This window comes from Kitasatospora sp. NPDC057738 (assembly GCF_042798815.1).
Classification (GTDB): Bacteria; Actinomycetota; Actinomycetes; order Streptomycetales; family Streptomycetaceae; genus Kitasatospora; species Kitasatospora lactacystinica.
The window spans coordinates 126,296-141,625 of record NZ_JBHVJT010000013.1 but is presented as its reverse complement, the minus strand read 5'-3'; the positions used below and the strand labels follow the sequence as shown (position 1 = coordinate 141,625).

The following is a 15,330-nucleotide window of genomic DNA, read 5'->3' as shown; positions in this document are numbered from 1 at the left end:
GCCGAGGCGCCCGCCGCTGCCGCCCCCGCCGCCAGCCAGGGCTGACCGAATCCCGCCGATTTGGGCGTGACCCCGACACCGTCCCGTCGGGCCAGGCCCATCCGGATGCCCGGCCGGTACCCACCGGCCGGGCATCCGGCGTCCGGGCGTCCGACCGGTCGCGCCACGGCGGAGAACCGTGGCCGAAAAGCAGAAAGGCCCCAGATCAACTGGGGCCTTTCTTCGGTGTCCGAGGGGGGACTTGAACCCCCACGCCCGATAAAGGGCACTAGCACCTCAAGCTAGCGCGTCTGCCATTCCGCCACCCGGACCAGGTGTCGTCCTCGCGGCTTCCGATCTCTCGTCCGTCGCGCTGACAGATGTAACTGTAGCAAAGATCGGCTTGGGGTCCCAAAACGATTCCCGGTCGGCCGGTACGACCGGTGGCGGTGGCAAGGGGTGGCGTGTGGCGGGGGCGTGACCAGGGGGTTTCGGGAGTGCGCGGGGGGTGGATCGGGATCCGGGGCTGGGGGAGGATGGGCGGACGTGCTCGTACGGCCCGGGTGCAGGTCCTGGGGGTGGCGCGCTGGTGCGTCGGTGCGGGCCCAAGACGAGGAGTGACCGTGAGCGAGCGGAGCGAGTCGGCGGCACCGAAGGTGACGGCTGAGTCCGAGGTCGCCGAGATCTGTCGCGATCTGATCCGGATCGACACCAGCAACTACGGGGACGGCTCCGGCCCGGGGGAGCGGAAGGCGGCCGAGTACGTGGCCGAGCAGCTCGCCGAGTTCGGGCTCGAACCGAAGATCTTCGAGTCCGCCAAGGGCCGGGCCTCGACGGTGGTCCGGATCGAGGGCGAGGACCGCTCCCGTCCGGGCCTGCTGATCCACGGCCACACCGACGTGGTGCCGGCCAACGCCGCGGACTGGACCCACGACCCGTTCGGCGGCGAGATCGCGGACGGCTGCGTCTGGGGGCGCGGCGCGGTCGACATGAAGGACATGGACGCGATGACCCTGGCGGTCGTCCGCGACCGGCTGCGCACCGGGCGCAAGCCCCCGCGCGACATCGTGCTGGCCTTCCTCGCCGACGAGGAGGCCGGCGGCACCTACGGGGCGCGCTTCCTGGTGGACAAGCACCCGGGGCTGTTCGAGGGCGTGACCGAGGCGATCGGCGAGGTCGGCGGCTTCTCCTTCACGGTCAACGACCAGGTCCGCCTCTACCTGGTGGAGACGGCCGAGAAGGGCATGCACTGGATGCGCCTGACGGTCGAGGGCCGGGCCGGCCACGGCTCGATGGAGAACGACGACAACGCGATCACCGAGCTGTGCGAGGCGGTCGCCCGGCTCGGCCGGCACCAGTTCCCGCTGCGGATCACCAAGACCGTCCGGGCCTTCCTGGACGAGCTGTCGGACGCGCTCGGGGTCGAGCTGGACCCGGAGAACATGGACGAGACGCTGCGGGTGCTCGGCGGCATCGCCAAGATGATCGGCACCACGCTGCGCAACACCGCCCAGCCGACCATGCTCGGCGCCGGCTACAAGGTGAACGTGATCCCCGGTCAGGCCACCGCGCACGTGGACGGGCGCTTCCTGCCCGGCTACGAGGAGGAGTTCCTGGCCGAGCTGGACAGCGTGCTCGGCCCGCGCGTGAAGCGCGAGAGCCTGCACTCGGACAAGGCGATCGAGACCGGCTTCGACGGCGCCCTGGTGGAGGCGATGCAGACCGCGCTGCGCGCCGAGGACCCGATCGCCCGCGCGGTGCCGTACTGCCTGTCGGGCGGGACGGACGCCAAGTCGTTCCAGGACCTCGGCATCCGCTGCTTCGGCTTCGCGCCGCTCCAGCTGCCGCCGGAGCTGGACTTCGCCGGGATGTTCCACGGTGTGGACGAGCGGGTGCCGGTGGACGGCCTGAAGTTCGGTGCCCGGGTGCTGGACCGGTTCATCGACGCCTGCTGAAGCCCCTGATCAGACGACTGGGTCGGCCCGTTCCCGGAATGCCGGGGGCGGGCCGAGCGCATTGTCGGAGCTGATGATTGTGAGACGGGGAAAGGAAGATCGACAGAAGCGATTCTGCCGGAAATCTTAAGCTGATCATGTGTGCGAGACCTCACCGTTGCGGGTGAATGGGAGACCCGTTCCGTACCCCGTTTGCCGCAGCGTCGTTCATCCCTGTGCAGCCCGCCGAACGGGTTGCGTTGTCCATACAGGAGGAATGATGAAGGTCAAGAAGATCGCCGCTGTCGCCGCCGCCACCGGTGGTCTGGTGCTCGCCGCCGCCGGTGTCGCGTCCGCTCACGCCGGTGCCGAGGGCGTGGCCGCCGGCTCCCCGGGTGTCCTCTCGGGCAACCAGATCCAGGTTCCGGTGCACGTCCCGGTCAACCTCTGCGGCAACACCATCAGCGTCATCGGCGTGCTGAACCCGGCGTTCGGCAACCACTGCGCCAACGTCTGAGTCGACCTCCGGGCCGTCGAGGCCTGTTGAGCCGATTCGCAACCGGCCCCCGGGCGGCGGACGCGCCGCGCCGGGGGCGTTCGCGTTCCCGTCGGTCCGGTGCGGGCCGGACCCGCTCCGGGGTCCGGCGGCCGCCGGATACACGAGGTCCGACACGATCGCTCGATCGGGTGAAGCCGATTCGTTCGGCTCAACCTCCCCGTTCGCCTCTCGTTAACTCGTGTGCAGCCGAAGCCCTTGCGTGATTTACGGATATACGGAAATTCCGACTTTTTTGAAGGTTCATGTCAAGGTCGACACGTCGTCTCGAAATGTCAGGGGAAAAAATGAGGAATGTAGCCAAGAAGGGGATCCTCACGGCGGTGGCCACGGGCAGCGTGCTGGCCTCGGCCGCCGGCTACGCCTATGCGGGAGGAGCCGAGGCGCAGGGGGGTGCCGTCGGTTCGTCCGGCGTCGTCTCGGGCAACTCGGTCCAGGTGCCGATCCAGGTGCCGATCAATGCCTGCGGCAATACGGTCGACGTGATCGGCTTGCTGAACCCGTCCTACGGCAACCACTGCGCCAACGTCAACGGCGGCGGGGGTCACCCGGCGGCCAAGCCCGTCCAGCACGGCCTGCCCGGCGGCTCGGGCGCCACCGGCGGCGGTCACTCCGACGGCAGCCGTCCCGCCGACGGCGTGGGCGGCGTCGAGGGTTCCGGTACCGGCGCCGGCCAGGGTGCCAAGGTCCCGGGTTCCGCGGTCCCGGGTGCCACCGTGCCCGGCGCCTCGGTCCCGGGTGCCACAGTGCCGGGCGCGAGCGCCTCGGGCGTCGCCGCCAACTCGCCGGGCGTGCTCTCCGGCAACAGCGTCCAGGCGCCGGTGGACGTCCCGGTCAACGCCTGCGGCAACTCGGTCAACGTGGTCGGCGTCGGCAACCCGGCCTTCGGCAACGACTGCGTGAACGTGGCCAAGGTCGCTCCGAAGCCCACCCCGAAGCCGGTCGAGGGCTGCGTGGAGGCCTGCCCGACCCCGCCGAAGACCTCCTCCGAGGAGGTGACGAACGTCGCGCGCAACAGCGTGCCGCCCGTCGCGGCCGAGCAGGCCGTCGTGGCACCCGCCAAGGCGGTCAAGGCCGCCACGGTCGCCCCGACCGCCCAGCTGGCCTCCACCGGCGCCGGCGGCGTCGAGCTGCTCGGTGCCGCCGGCCTCGCGCTGATGCTCGGCGGTGGCGTGCTCTACCGCCGGGCCCGGGCCGGAGTCCGCTGATCCGGTCGACCGGGGACGGGGGCGCGCGCTGAACCGGACGCGCGCGCACCCGTAGCGGGAACGACCCACCCGCGGCCGCCGGGCGAACGGGCGGCCGCGGGCGCGGCCGCGTGGAGGCTCGACGCGAGGCCCGCCCGGGGTGCCGGTGCCCCGCCCGTCACCAGCTCCGGACCTGCCGGATGATCCGCCGCTTCAGCCGGACCGTCCGGCTGCCGTCGGGGAACAGCTTGAGTCGGTCGAGCTCCCAGTGCCCGTACTCGGCGTGCTCGGTGAGCAGTTGGCGCGCCGCGTTGCGCGTGGTGCCGCGCGGCATGCGCAGGGACTGGTACTCGTACTCCGGCTGCCGGACCGGCTTCCGTGGGGTCAAAACGCTCCTCCTGGGGATCACCTTCGGGCAAGCCTACGGCCTGCCCCGGACGGTCGGCCCGGGTATTTCCGGCCGTCCCTCCCGCGCGGAGGCGGCGGCCGGAAGAGGCGTGACCCGGGCCGTCGGCTGACAGCGCATCAGTCCTGTTGCCACTGGGGAAGGGATACCCCGATCCCGGCGCGCGAAGCCGCACCCGGACGGCCCCGTCGAGTCCGGCGCGCGCCCTCCGCGCCCGTTTCGCGCCGGTGCCGCGTGGGGACGAAGTGGCACGGATCGGACATCAGGGGGGAAGTTGCGGTGAAAACGCGGGTGGAGGTGACAACCGCTGTGCGTACCGACACCGCGGGGAGATAGCGTCTGCACCATGTCTGATGCCGCGCAGCCCACCATTGCCGAGGTACGCGCCGCCGCTGAGGCGGTCAAGGCCGCCATCGATCGTCATCTGGAAGCGGTGTCAAGCCCCAACGCAGCCGATGATCCCGCCGTTACCGCCGCCTACGAGCAGCTCGCCACGGCGGCCATCGCCTACGACCAGCTCCTGTACGAGGCCTACGACGAGGTGACGCCCTTCGAGATCCCCGGGGACGAGGGCCCCGGCGGGTACCACGGCCCCGAACAGCCCGAGGCGATCAGTGTGTTGATCCGCCGCGACTACCACGTCGTCGACCCCGAGCGACTGCGTGCCCAGGCCGAGCGGCTGGACGAGTCGCTGACCCCGGGCGGAGCCGGAGCGGGCGGGGTGAACGCCGCGATCGGAGTGCTGTTCGGCGAGTACGAGCCCGACGAGATCGCCGCCCGCAGCGAGGAGTTCGGCCTGGAGGAGGCCGACTCGACGCTCTGGGTCGCGGCCACCGAGCCGACCGAGCCGGGCGAGTGGCTGCCCGAACCCTTCGAGCACGCCGACCCGCAGCTGCTGATCTGCCGGTTCGACGTGAGCGAGGTCTACGACGACGAGGATCCGGACGACTGACGCCGTCCAGGACGGCCGACGGGCGGGCCCGGGATCACCGGGGCCCGCCCGTCGTGCGTTCCGCCCGGCAGCCCGCCACGGCGGGCCGCCGGACGCCGCTCAGTACTCGGAGGCGGCGGCGTTCTCGGCGAGGACCGCCCGCAGCCGGGTGGTGCGCGGCTGCGCCGGGCGCTCGGCGACGGCGTGGGCCAGCGCCGGGCCCGCCGCGTGCACCACGGACAGGTGCCGCTCGCCGCGGCCGAAGGCGGTGTAGACCCACTGCCGGGTGAGCGCCGGGGCGGCGTCCTCCGGGAGCACCACGACCGCGCCGGGCCAGCGCCGGCCGAGCGCCTGGTGGACGGTCAGCGCCCAGCCGTGCCGCAGCCGGGCGGCCTCGGCCGGCGGGACGGTCCGGTGCGAGCCGTCCGCGTACTCCAGGTGCAGACCGGCGGCGTCGCCGTCCAGCACCCGGGCCGGGCGGGTGATGCCCGGTGCCGGGGAGTCGACCACCCGGTCGCCCGGGTCGAAGCCGCCGAAGCGGCCGGGGCCGGGGTTGAGCCGGGCCTTGGCGGCGGCGTTCAGCGCGCGGGTGCCGGCCGGGCCGCCGTGGCCCGGGGTGAGCAGCACCACCTGCTCGACCGGGATGCCCAGCGCGCGCGGAATGGAGTCGGTGAGCAGCTGGACGGCGCGGTGGACGGCCTCGCCGGCGTCCTTCGCGGTCAGGATGACCACCTCCTTGTCCGGCGCCTCGACCGGCTGGAGCTCGCCGATGCCGATGCCGGAGACCAGCTCGCCGATCGGGCCGAAGTCCGGGGTGCGGGAGGAGACCGCCGGGCAGGCCTTGGCGGCCAGCAGGTCGGCGAAGAACCGGCCGGGGCCGGCCGACCAGAGTTGGCCCGGGTCGCCGCTGAGCACCAGCCGGGTGCCGTCGGCCAGCGACTCCAGGACGGTGGCGGCCAGTTCGACGTCCAGCAGCGGGGCGTCCAGCACGACCAGCAGGTCCAGGGCGAGCGTGCCGTCCGGGGCGCGGCCGGGGCCGGCGGCACCGGAGAGCAGCTCGGCGAGGGTGACCACGGGGGCCTCGGCGCCGGCTCCCGCCCGGGCGAGCGCGGCGAAGGAGTCCCGGCCCTGGTCGGTCCAGGTGGCCGCCCAGGCCCGCAGCCCGAGGCCCCGGGCGGCGGCGACCAGTACGGCCGGCTCGGCGCGGGCCGCCTCGCCGCCGGTGTGCAGCACCAGGGCGTGCTCGGCGACGGCCTTGATCAGGGCGGTCGAGGAGGAGGACGGCGCCGCCTCGGCGGCGGCCGCCCAGGCGGCCGGGCCGGGGGCGACGGGGGGCTGTTCGGCGGTGGCCTCGGTGGTCTCCGCCGCCGCGTCGGTGGCCGCCCGCTCGGATTCGTCGGCGTCCTCGGACCCGTCGGAAGCCTCGGCCGCGTCCTCGGTCTCCTCGGCGTCCTCGCCCGGCACGAAGGTGGCCATCAGCTGGAGCAGCTTCTCGGCGAGGCTGTCCTCGGCCATCGCCAGCCCCGCCAGGGCGAGCAGCGTCCGGGTCGGCGCCTCGTCCTCCTCGTCGCCCCCCGCCGCGTGAGCCTCGGGGCCGGTCAGCTCCTCCTGGAAGGACAGCACCCGCCCGTCCTCGACGGCGGCCTGGATCGCGGTGGCCGGCTCGGGCATCCGGAGCCGGTCGAGCCCGACCGCCACCTCGGCGAGTTCCTGGGCCGAGTGCCCGCGCAGCGCCGCCTGCTCCAGCAGCCACGGCACCAGTGCGCGGGCGCGGCGCTCGTCGCCCGGGCCGGCTCCGGGGCCGAGCAGCTCCCGGGCGAAGCCGTCCGCGTGCTCGGGCCGGACGCCGGGCAGGCCCAGCACCGCCCACGGGTCCTCGCGCAGTCGTGCGGGTGCCTCCTCACCGAGCGCGGTTACGGCGGCGGCCGCCAGTTCGGCCGGGGCGCCGCCGGCGGTCAGCACCTCGACGGTGGCGCGGAGCACCTCGCCGCGCTGCCGGTCGGACACCACGGGGGCGGGGGCGGCCGGAGCGGGAGCCGGGGCCGGAACGGGGGCGGCCCGGACGGGGGCGGTCGGGGCAGGGGCGGTCGGGGCAGGGGTCGGAGCGGCCGGCTCCGACTCCTCGGGCTCCGACCCTCCGGGCTCCGGGGCCTCCGCCGTCGGGGCTTCCGTCATCGAGGCCTCCGCGCGGGCGGCACCCGCCCGTGCGGCACGATCCGCGGCGTCCTCCGGCTGCATGCCGCGGATCCGCTGGGCCAGCTCCGCGAACTTCGCGGCCTTCGCCTCCGGGGTCAGCTTGGCCCCGGCGGTCACCTCCGGAGCGCCGTTCCCCGTGTCAGTCATCGTCGTCCGCTCCAAAGGTCACTCCACTGCAGGTTCTGCTCGACAACCCGGGCCGGGGGTCACAGCTCGGTCCACCCCTGGTCCGGGTAGTGGTGCACCGGCGACGAGATGTCGTCGAGCGCACCACGGATCTCATCCGGAAGCGTAAGCGCCTCCACCGACAGTGCCGCCTGCAGCTGGGCCACCGTCCGGGCCCCGACCAGGGCGCTCGCCACCCCGGGCCGGCCCCGGACCCAGGCCAGCGCGACCGCCAGCGGGCTGCTGGCGAGCCCGTCGGCGGCGGTGGCGAGGGCGTCCACGATCCGCCGGGAGCGCTCCCCGAGGTACGGCTGGACGAACCCGGTCAGGTAGGGCGAGGCGCCGCGCGAGTCCTGCGGGACGCCGTGCCGGTACTTGCCGGTGAGCACCCCGCGCCCGAGCGGCGAGCCGGCCAGCACCCCGACCCCGGCGTCCAGCGCGGCGGGCAGCGCCTCCCGCTCGATGCCGCGCTGCAGCAGCGAGTACTCCAGCTGCGCCCCGGCCAGCGGCGCCCGCCCGTGGTGGGCGTGCTGCCAGGTGGCGGTCTTGGCGAGCTGCCAGCCGCTGAAGTCGCAGACCCCGACGTAGCGGGCGCGCCCGGAGGAGACGGCGATGTCGAGGGCGCTGAGCGTCTCCTCGACCGGGGTCGCCGGGTCGAAGGAGTGCACCTGCCACAGGTCGACGTGGTCGGTGCCGAGCCGGCGCAGCGAGGCGTCCAGGGCGGCGAGCAGGTGGCCGCGCGAGCCGTCGAAGCGGCGGGCGGACTCCGGGACGCTGCCGGCCTTGGTGGCGATGACGAGCTCGGACCGGGGGATCAGGCTGTCGGTGAGCCGGGAGATCAGGTACTCGGCGCCGCCGTCCGCGTACACGTCGGCGGTGTCGATCAGGTTGCCGCCGGCGTCGACGAACTCCTTGAGCTGCTCCGCCGCCTCGTGCTCGTCGGTGTCGCGGCCCCAGGTCATGGTGCCGAGGCCGAGCCGGGAGACCTGCAGGCCGGTGCGGCCGAGGTGACGCTTTTCCATCGGACGGGCCCTTCACTGGCCGGTGGCCCCGGGAGGCCCGGCAGCCCTGTGAACGCGCAGGTGGGGAGAGCGCTCCCCACGTCGGCTGAGCGTAGCGGCCGGTGCGCGGGCAGAGGTGCCGACCCGCAGAACGATCAACAGCACCGGTGTGACCCAACCCACTCCTACCCGTCAGTAGCATGTTCGGCGCGGGCACGGCTACCCTCGCTGGCAACCCCAACCCACTGGAAGGTGCGGCAGATGCGACTCGGGATCAACCTCGGCTACTGGGGGCTCGGCATGGACGCCGACAACATCGCCGTCGCCCAGGAGGCGGACCGGCTCGGCTACTCGGTCTGCTGGGCGGCGGAGGCGTACGGCTCGGACGCCGCGACGGTGCTCAGCTTCGTCGCCGCGAAGACCGAGCGGATCGACGTCGGCTCGGCCATCTTCCAGATCCCGGCCCGCACCCCGGCCATGACCGCGATGACCGCCGCGACCCTGGACACCCTGTCGGGCGGCCGGTTCCGGCTCGGCCTCGGCGTCTCCGGCCCGCAGGTGTCCGAGGGCTGGTACGGCGTGAAGTTCGACAAGCCGCTCGCCCGCACCCGCGAGTACGTGGAGATCATCCGCAAGGCGATGTCCCGCGAGCGCCTGGTGCACGAGGGCGCGCACTGGACGCTGCCGCTGCCCGGCGGCCCCGGCAAGCCGATCAAGCTCACCGTGCACCCGGTGCGCGAGCACATCCCGCTGTACATCGCCGCGATCGGCCCGAAGAACCTGGAGCTGACCGGTGAGATCGCCGACGGCTGGCTCGGCATCTTCTTCTCGCCCGAGCACGCCGCGCTCTCCGTCGACCCGCTGACGGCCGGCCGCGCCAAGTCCGGGAGGACGCTGGAGGGCTTCGACCTCTGCCCGACCGTGAACCTCGCGGTCGGCGAGGACATCAAGGCCGGCGTGGACGGCCTGCGCTCGTACGCCGCGCTCTACATCGGCGGCATGGGCAGCAAGGAGAAGAACTTCTACAACCAGCTCGCCCGGCGGATGGGCTACGAGCAGGCCGCCGACGAGGTCCAGGAGAAGTACCTCGCCAGGGACTACGCGGGTGCCGCGGCCGCCGTCCCGCACGACCTGATCGACGCCACCTCGCTGATCGGCGACACCGCCCGGATCGCCGACCGGATGCAGGCCTACGCCGAGGCGGGCGTCACCACGCTCACCCTGGCCCCGTCCGGATTCACCCTGGACGAGCGGATCCTGGCGCTGCGCACCGGCGTCGAGGCGCTGGAGCGCGCCGGACTGGCCTGACGGGACAGCACGGACGGGACGGACAGCACGGACGGGACGGACGGGACGGGCCCGACGAACCGGACGGCCGGTGGGGAAGCGGCACTACAGCCAGTCGTGCCGCTTGAACACCCGGTGCAGCACCAGGCAGACCACCACCATCAGCACCAGCACCGCCGGGTACCCCCAGACCTGGTGCAGTTCGGGCATGTGGTCGAAGTTCATCCCGTAGATGCCCGCGATCATCGTCGGTACGGCGGCCAGCGCCGCCCAGGCCGAGATCTTCCGCATGTCGTTGTTCTGCTGGACGCTGACCTGCGCCAGGTTGGCGTTCAGGATGTCGGACAGCAGCCGGTCCATTCCGTCCACCTGGTCGTTCACCCGGGCCACGTGGTCGGCGACGTCCCGCAGGTAGGGCGCGGTCTCGGGGCGGACGAAGCGGGCGCCGCGCTCCAGGGCCAGCATCGGTTCCAGCAGCGGTCCGGTGGCCCTGCGCACGGACATCACCTGGCGCTTGTAGCCGTAGATCCGGCCGGCGGTGTCGCGGCCGACCCGGCCGGGGGAGAAGATGTCCGCCTCCAGCTCGTCCAGGTCGGTCTGGAGCGCGGTGGCCACCTCCATGTAGCCGTCCACGACGGTGTCGCAGACCGAGTGCAGCACCGAGCTGGGCCCGTAGCGCAGTTGCTCGGGATCCTGCTCCAGGGCGGCCCGCAGGCCGCTGAGCGGGCTGTCCTCGCCGTGCCGGACGGTCATCACGAAGTCCGGGCCGAGGAAGACCATCACCTCGCCGACCGTCACGACGTGACCGCCGGGGTGGTAGCCGAGGGTCTTCAGGGTGACGAACAGCGAGCCCTGGTAGGCCTCCACCTTGGGGCGCTGGTGGGCGCTGACGGCGTCCTCGACGGCCAGCGGGTGCAGCGCGAACTCCTTGCCGACGTGGTCGAGTTCCTCGACGGTGGGCTCGAACAGGCCTATCCAGACGAAGCCGTCCGGACCGGCCGCGCGGGCGGCGGCGAGCGCACCGGCCAGGTCCGCGGGGGACTCGATCCGGTGGCCGTCGTGGTAGGCGGCGCAGTGGACGATCATGCGGGCCATTGTCACCCGAGCGGGGCCGTTCGGCACGGACCCGGGTGCTGCCCCGTCCCCCGGCCTCCCGCGGCCGGGGTGCGACCGGGCGGAAGAACCGGGGCCCACGGCCGGGCCCGAAGGCCGTAGGCTGACCCCATGCCCACCCTGCTGCTCGTCCGTCACGGCCGCTCCACCGCGAACACCGCCGGAATCCTGGCCGGTTGGACCCCCGGCGTGGACCTCGACGACACCGGGCGCGCGCAGGCCGCCGCGCTGGCCGGCCGGCTGGCGGGCATCCCGCTGGTGCGGGCGGTCAGCAGCCCGCTGGAGCGCTGCCGGCAGACGCTGGAGCCGCTGCTGGCGGTCCGGCCCGAGCTGGGCCCGCCGACCGAGGACGAGCGGCTGGGGGAGTGCCACTACGGCGACTGGACCGGCCGCCCGCTGGCGGAGCTGGCCAAGGAGCCGCTCTGGCGCACCGTGCAGGACCACGCCGCCGGGGCCGCCTTCCCCGGCGGGGAGTCGCTGCGCGAGCTGAGCCACCGCACGGTGGACGCGGTGCGCGAGTGGAACCGGAGGATCGCCGCCGAGCACGGCGAGGACGCGGTCTGGATCGCCTGCTCGCACGGGGACGTGATCAAGGCCGTGGTGGCCGACGCGCTCGGGCTGCACCTGGACCACTTCCAGCGGATCAGCGTCGAGCCCTGTTCGGTCACCGCGATCCGCTACACCCCGCAGCGGCCCTTCGTCCTGAGGATGGGCGACACCGGCGACCTCGCCTCGCTCGCGCCCAGGCCCCACCCGGCCGCGGCCACCCCGACCGGTGACGCGGTGGTCGGCGGCGCCGTCTGAGGCACGCCGCCGACGGGCCGTCCGGGGAGGCGCCGTCCGGGGCGACACCGCCGGTTCCCCGGGTGCCACCCCGCCCGCGGCCGTCGGCTCGGCTCCCCGGCCGGAGCCCGAAGGTCGTAGGGTGACTTACGAGTCCATCCGGCCGCGATCCGCCCCCGGCGGTACCGCGCCGACCGACACGATCCGGAGCGAGAGCGTGCCCCGTCAGGTCTACTTCTACGACCAGCCCGAACGGTTCGTGGCCGGCACCGTCGGCCAGCCCGGCGCCCGGGCGTTCTACCTTCAGGCCAGTGCCCGGGGCCGGATCACCAGCGTGCTGCTGGAGAAGACCCAGGTCGCTGCGCTCGCCGAGCGCATCGAGGAGGTCCTGGACGAGGCGCTGCGGCGCAGTGGCGGAGACGCCGCCATCCCGGCCGCCGCCCCGAAGGACCTGCTCGACACCGCCCCGCTGGACCTCCCGCTGGAGCAGGAGTTCCGGGTCGGCACCATGGCGCTGGCCTGGGACAGCGTGGACAGCTGCCTGGTGGTCGAGGCCCAGGCGCTGGTCGAGGACGAGGAGGAGGACGCCGCCGAGGCGGTCTTCACCGACGACGAGACCGGCCCGGACATGCTCCGGGTGCGGCTGTCCGGCGCGATGGCCCGGGTCTTCGCCAAGCGCGCGCTGGACCTGGTCGCGGCGGGCCGCAAGCCCTGCCCGTTCTGCAACCTGCCGCTCGACCCGGAGGGCCACCTGTGCCCGCGCGCGAACGGCTACCGGCGCTGAACACCGACACCCCGCCGCAGGCCGACCCGGCCGCCGCCGCGGCGCTGGCCGCCGACGTGCCCACCGCCCTCGCGCTGCTGCGCCAGGGCGGGCTGACCGTGCACGGCCGCCTCACCGAAGCCTCCAACGCCGCGCTGTACTGCACGGTCGCGCACGGCTCGCTGAGCGCGCAGGCCGTCTACAAGCCGGTGGCCGGCGAGCGCCCGCTGTGGGACTTCCCGGACGGCACGCTGGCCGGCCGCGAGGTCGCCGCGTACGAGCTGTCCGCCGCGACCGGCTGGGCGCTGATCCCGCCCACCGTGCTGCGCGAGGGCCCGCACGGGCCCGGCATGGTGCAGCTGTGGGTCGAGCCGGACCCGGGGGCCGAGCCGCTGCTCGCGCTCCAGGACCCGCGCGGCCCGGAGCAGGGCTGGCTGCCGATCGTCCGGGCCGAGGTCGAGGGCGGGCGGACGGCCCTGCTGGTGCACCACGACGACCGGCGGCTGCGCCGGCTCGCCGTCCTGGACGCGGTGCTCAACAACGCCGACCGCAAGGGCGGGCACCTGATTCCGGCCGCCGACGGCCGGGTGTACGGCATCGACCACGGTGTCACCTTCAACACCGAGGACAAGCTGCGCACCCTGCTCTGGGGCTGGGCCGGGGACCCGCTGCCCACCGAGGCGCTGGAGGTGCTGGCCCGGCTGGCCGAGCAGTTGGACGGCGAGCTCGCCGAGCGGCTCGCCCCGCACCTGACGGCGGCCGAGCTGGACGCGACCCGGGCCCGGGTGGCCGGGCTCCGGGGCTCCGGCCGGCACCCGCTGCCGCCCGAGGACTGGCCGGCGATTCCCTGGCCGCCGGTGTAGCCGGGGGTGCGGCCCGGGTGCAGCCGGGGGCGCCGACCGGTCCTTGCCGCCGGCCGCGCGAGCGCCGGTGGCCCGGACCGGTCCGTGAAAACGGCGGCAGATGGTCTGGACCTGTGCCCGGAACGGGTCGCACACTGCTCCGATGGATGTGCGACGGACCACCCCCACCCCCCGGACCGCGCCGGACCTGCCGTTGCACCGGTTGCAGGTCCCGCTGCCCCAGCTGCTCCCCTTCGCCATCGGCAGTTTCGACGCGATCGGCCCGCTCTCGCGGGCCGGCTTCCCCCACCGGCACTCGTTCTACGAGATCGTCCACGTCACCGGCGGCCACGGCGCCCACGTCCTGGACCTCGTCCACCGGCCGCTGGCGCCACCGCAGTTGTGCGTGATCACCCCCGGCCAGGTGCACTACTGGGCGGACGCCGAGGAGCTGACCGGCCAGGTCGTCCTGTTCAACGAGGACTTCCTGCTCGGCCACCCCCAGGACCTCGCCGCCCTGCGGGCCCTGGCCGCCCGCCCGGCCCTCGCGCTCGGTGAACAGGCCGGGGCGATCGCCGCGCTGCTCGCCGACATGGAGCACGAGTACCGGACCAGGGCGCCGGGCTACCAGGGTGTGCTGCGGGCCAGCCTGCACATCCTGATCGTCCGGGCGCTGCGCGCCTGTGCCCCGGCCGACCGTCCGGTGGTGCCCAGCCGTCCGGCCGAAGTGGCCGCCGCCTTCACCCGGTTGATCGCCCGGCCGGGCGGGGTGCGGCACTCGGTGGCCTCCACCGCGCAGGAACTCGGTGTCTCGCCGGGGCACTTGCAGACCCTGGTGAAGCAGGCCACCGGCCGGACCCCGGGCGGCCTGATCCGCCGGCAGCAGACCCTGGAGGCCAAACGGCTGCTCGCCTGCACGGATTTGACGATCCGTCAGGTCTCGAAGGAGGCGGGCTTCGTCGACCCGGCGTACTTCTGCCGGTTCTTCCGAAGGGAGACCGGGATGACCCCGGGGGAGTTCCGGGCCAGGGTCGACGGAAATCACCACGATCCCCGGATCATGTCCATCGCGGTCACGCCGGACGGCCCGTAACTTTGCTGCTGGCCACCGGTGGCCGGCCCGGCGCGCACGGACGGGCGACCGGTTCGGCCCTTGTCATGCCCCCACCATGGCAAGGGCCGCCCCCACCCCCCCGCCTCACGAGAAGGAGACGGCGCATGCCCACGCCCGACGGCATGATCAGCCGCAAGACCGTACTGAAGGCCGCCGCCGCGCTAGGGGCTGCTCCGCTGCTGGTCGGCGGTGGAGTCGCACTGGCCCGGGACCGGATCGACAGCGGCGAACCGATCGGTTTCACCCCCGAGTGCCACGACGGGGACGCCCCCACCGTCGAGCAGATCGAGGGTCCGTACTTCAAGCCCAACTCCCCGCTGCGCAGCTCGATGGTCAACGACGGCCCCGGCACCCGCCTGGTGGTCAGCGGCTACGTCTTCGGCCGCGCCTGCCGGCCCATCTCCGGTGTGCTGCTGGACTTCTGGCAGGCCGACAACGGCGGCAACTACGACAACGTCACCTACACCTTCCGCGGCCACCAGTTCACCGACGCCAACGGGGCCTACAAGCTGGACACCATCGTGCCCGGCCTCTACCCGGGCCGCACCCGGCACCTGCACGTCAAGCTGCAGGCCCCCGGCCGCTCGATCATCACCACCCAGCTGTACTTCCCGGGCGAGCCGCGCAACAGCACGGACAGCATCTACGATCCCCGGCTGCTGATGAACGTCCGCCAGAACGGCCAGACCCGCGAGGCCAGTTTCGACTTCGTGCTGGACGTTCCGCAGACCCCCGGCACGCCGAGCCCGTCGCCCACCGTCACCCCGACCGGGGGGCCCAGTACGCCGCCGAGCGGCACCTGGGCCGCGGGCACCGCGTACAAGGCGGGCGACCGCGTCACCTACTCCGGCGTCTCCTACACCTGCCTCCAGGCGCACACCGCCATGGCCGGCTGGGAGCCGCCGAACGTGCCGGCCCTCTGGCAGCGGTCGTAGCGGCTCCGACCGCGTCCCCCGGGGCGCCGGGCGCCCGGTCGGCGGCAGGGCCGACCGGGCGCTCAACCACGTCCGGAACCGGGGGCCGGGTTCCGCGCCGCGCCGCCTCCCGGCCGGCTCCGCGCCGCACCGGTTCCG

14 protein-coding genes and 1 tRNA gene are annotated in these 15,330 nt (G+C 73.8%); 10 read left to right on the top strand and 5 right to left on the bottom strand.

The window, feature by feature from the left end; genetic code table 11:
* Positions 1–226: 226 nt before the first annotated feature.
* Positions 227–311 (bottom strand) — tRNA-Leu (locus ACFVGO_RS10020).
* Between the two features lie 291 nt (positions 312–602).
* On the opposite strand from ACFVGO_RS10020, the gene ACFVGO_RS10015 reads away from it, so the two are divergent.
* The 3 genes from ACFVGO_RS10015 to ACFVGO_RS10005 all read left to right on the top strand — a co-directional run bounded on the left by ACFVGO_RS10015 (position 603) and on the right by ACFVGO_RS10005 (position 3,677).
* The gene (locus tag ACFVGO_RS10015) at positions 603–1,934 is read left to right on the top strand and encodes a M20/M25/M40 family metallo-hydrolase (RefSeq protein ID WP_359901245.1); all 1,332 of its coding nucleotides are present in this window, start codon (positions 603–605) and stop codon (positions 1,932–1,934) included.
* Positions 1,935–2,190: 256 nt separating this feature from the next.
* The gene (locus ACFVGO_RS10010; protein ID WP_359901243.1) at positions 2,191–2,430 is read left to right on the top strand and encodes a chaplin; all 240 of its coding nucleotides are present in this window, start codon (positions 2,191–2,193) and stop codon (positions 2,428–2,430) included.
* A gap of 326 nt (positions 2,431–2,756) precedes the next feature.
* The gene (locus ACFVGO_RS10005; protein WP_380631302.1) at positions 2,757–3,677 is read left to right on the top strand and encodes a chaplin; all 921 of its coding nucleotides are present in this window, start codon (positions 2,757–2,759) and stop codon (positions 3,675–3,677) included.
* A 157-nt stretch (positions 3,678–3,834) separates the two neighbouring features.
* On the opposite strand, the gene ACFVGO_RS10000 is transcribed toward ACFVGO_RS10005, so the two are convergent.
* On the bottom strand, positions 3,835–4,044 hold the full coding sequence (locus tag ACFVGO_RS10000) for a DUF5703 family protein (protein ID WP_359901238.1): 210 nt from the start codon (positions 4,042–4,044) through the stop codon (positions 3,835–3,837).
* A gap of 364 nt (positions 4,045–4,408) precedes the next feature.
* Here ACFVGO_RS10000 and ACFVGO_RS09995 point away from each other — a divergent pair, with 364 nt between their 5' ends.
* Positions 4,409–5,014 (top strand): hypothetical protein, encoded by a 606-nt coding sequence (locus tag ACFVGO_RS09995; RefSeq protein WP_049660402.1) that lies wholly within the window; start codon positions 4,409–4,411, stop codon positions 5,012–5,014.
* Positions 5,015–5,113: 99 nt separating this feature from the next.
* Here the strand turns inward: ACFVGO_RS09995 and ACFVGO_RS09990 are convergent, their stop codons facing one another.
* Both ACFVGO_RS09990 and ACFVGO_RS09985 read right to left on the bottom strand, forming a co-directional pair.
* Positions 5,114–7,336, bottom strand: coding sequence for a helix-hairpin-helix domain-containing protein (locus ACFVGO_RS09990; RefSeq protein ID WP_380631300.1), 2,223 nt, complete (start codon positions 7,334–7,336; stop codon positions 5,114–5,116).
* A gap of 59 nt (positions 7,337–7,395) precedes the next feature.
* Positions 7,396–8,376, bottom strand: coding sequence for an aldo/keto reductase (locus tag ACFVGO_RS09985; RefSeq protein WP_380631299.1), 981 nt, complete (start codon positions 8,374–8,376; stop codon positions 7,396–7,398).
* 240 nt (positions 8,377–8,616) lie between these two features.
* On the opposite strand from ACFVGO_RS09985, the gene ACFVGO_RS09980 reads away from it, so the two are divergent.
* Complete coding sequence (locus ACFVGO_RS09980) at positions 8,617–9,663, top strand: LLM class F420-dependent oxidoreductase (RefSeq protein WP_359901229.1); 1,047 nt, start codon at positions 8,617–8,619, stop codon at positions 9,661–9,663.
* A gap of 84 nt (positions 9,664–9,747) precedes the next feature.
* Here ACFVGO_RS09980 and ACFVGO_RS09975 read toward each other — a convergent pair whose 3' ends face one another.
* Positions 9,748–10,728 (bottom strand): magnesium and cobalt transport protein CorA, encoded by a 981-nt coding sequence (locus ACFVGO_RS09975; RefSeq protein ID WP_359901226.1) that lies wholly within the window; start codon positions 10,726–10,728, stop codon positions 9,748–9,750.
* 138 nt (positions 10,729–10,866) lie between these two features.
* On the opposite strand from ACFVGO_RS09975, the gene ACFVGO_RS09970 reads away from it, so the two are divergent.
* The 5 genes from ACFVGO_RS09970 to ACFVGO_RS09950 all read left to right on the top strand — a co-directional run bounded on the left by ACFVGO_RS09970 (position 10,867) and on the right by ACFVGO_RS09950 (position 15,192).
* On the top strand, positions 10,867–11,559 hold the full coding sequence (locus ACFVGO_RS09970) for an MSMEG_4193 family putative phosphomutase (RefSeq protein ID WP_359901223.1): 693 nt from the start codon (positions 10,867–10,869) through the stop codon (positions 11,557–11,559).
* 196 nt (positions 11,560–11,755) lie between these two features.
* Positions 11,756–12,322 (top strand): DUF3090 domain-containing protein, encoded by a 567-nt coding sequence (locus ACFVGO_RS09965; protein ID WP_380631298.1) that lies wholly within the window; start codon positions 11,756–11,758, stop codon positions 12,320–12,322.
* Between the two features lie 44 nt (positions 12,323–12,366).
* Positions 12,367–13,164, top strand: a complete 798-nt coding sequence (locus tag ACFVGO_RS09960; RefSeq protein WP_359901268.1) for an SCO1664 family protein — start codon at positions 12,367–12,369, stop codon at positions 13,162–13,164.
* Positions 13,165–13,306: 142 nt separating this feature from the next.
* Positions 13,307–14,236, top strand: a complete 930-nt coding sequence (locus tag ACFVGO_RS09955; protein WP_359901218.1) for an AraC family transcriptional regulator — start codon at positions 13,307–13,309, stop codon at positions 14,234–14,236.
* 125 nt (positions 14,237–14,361) lie between these two features.
* Positions 14,362–15,192: a carbohydrate-binding protein gene (locus tag ACFVGO_RS09950; RefSeq protein WP_359901216.1), complete on the top strand. Its 831-nt coding sequence runs from the start codon at positions 14,362–14,364 to the stop codon at positions 15,190–15,192.
* Positions 15,193–15,330 lie beyond the last annotated feature (138 nt).

Excerpts from the sequence above, each read along its gene's own strand:
- ACFVGO_RS09950 (WP_359901216.1), top strand. The coding sequence starts at position 14,362 with ATGCCCACGCCCGACGGCATGATCAGCCGCAAGACCGTACTGAAGGCC.
- ACFVGO_RS09995 (WP_049660402.1), top strand. The coding sequence starts at position 4,409 with ATGTCTGATGCCGCGCAGCCCACCATTGCCGAGGTACGCGCCGCCGCT.
- ACFVGO_RS09975 (WP_359901226.1), bottom strand. The coding sequence starts at position 10,728 with ATGATCGTCCACTGCGCCGCCTACCACGACGGCCACCGGATCGAGTCC.
- ACFVGO_RS10010 (WP_359901243.1), top strand. The coding sequence starts at position 2,191 with ATGATGAAGGTCAAGAAGATCGCCGCTGTCGCCGCCGCCACCGGTGGT.
- ACFVGO_RS09955 (WP_359901218.1), top strand. The coding sequence starts at position 13,307 with ATGGATGTGCGACGGACCACCCCCACCCCCCGGACCGCGCCGGACCTG.
- ACFVGO_RS09990 (WP_380631300.1), bottom strand. The coding sequence starts at position 7,336 with ATGACTGACACGGGGAACGGCGCTCCGGAGGTGACCGCCGGGGCCAAG.
- ACFVGO_RS09970 (WP_359901223.1), top strand. The coding sequence starts at position 10,867 with ATGCCCACCCTGCTGCTCGTCCGTCACGGCCGCTCCACCGCGAACACC.
- ACFVGO_RS10005 (WP_380631302.1), top strand. The coding sequence starts at position 2,757 with ATGAGGAATGTAGCCAAGAAGGGGATCCTCACGGCGGTGGCCACGGGC.
- ACFVGO_RS09985 (WP_380631299.1), bottom strand. The coding sequence starts at position 8,376 with ATGGAAAAGCGTCACCTCGGCCGCACCGGCCTGCAGGTCTCCCGGCTC.
- ACFVGO_RS09980 (WP_359901229.1), top strand. The coding sequence starts at position 8,617 with ATGCGACTCGGGATCAACCTCGGCTACTGGGGGCTCGGCATGGACGCC.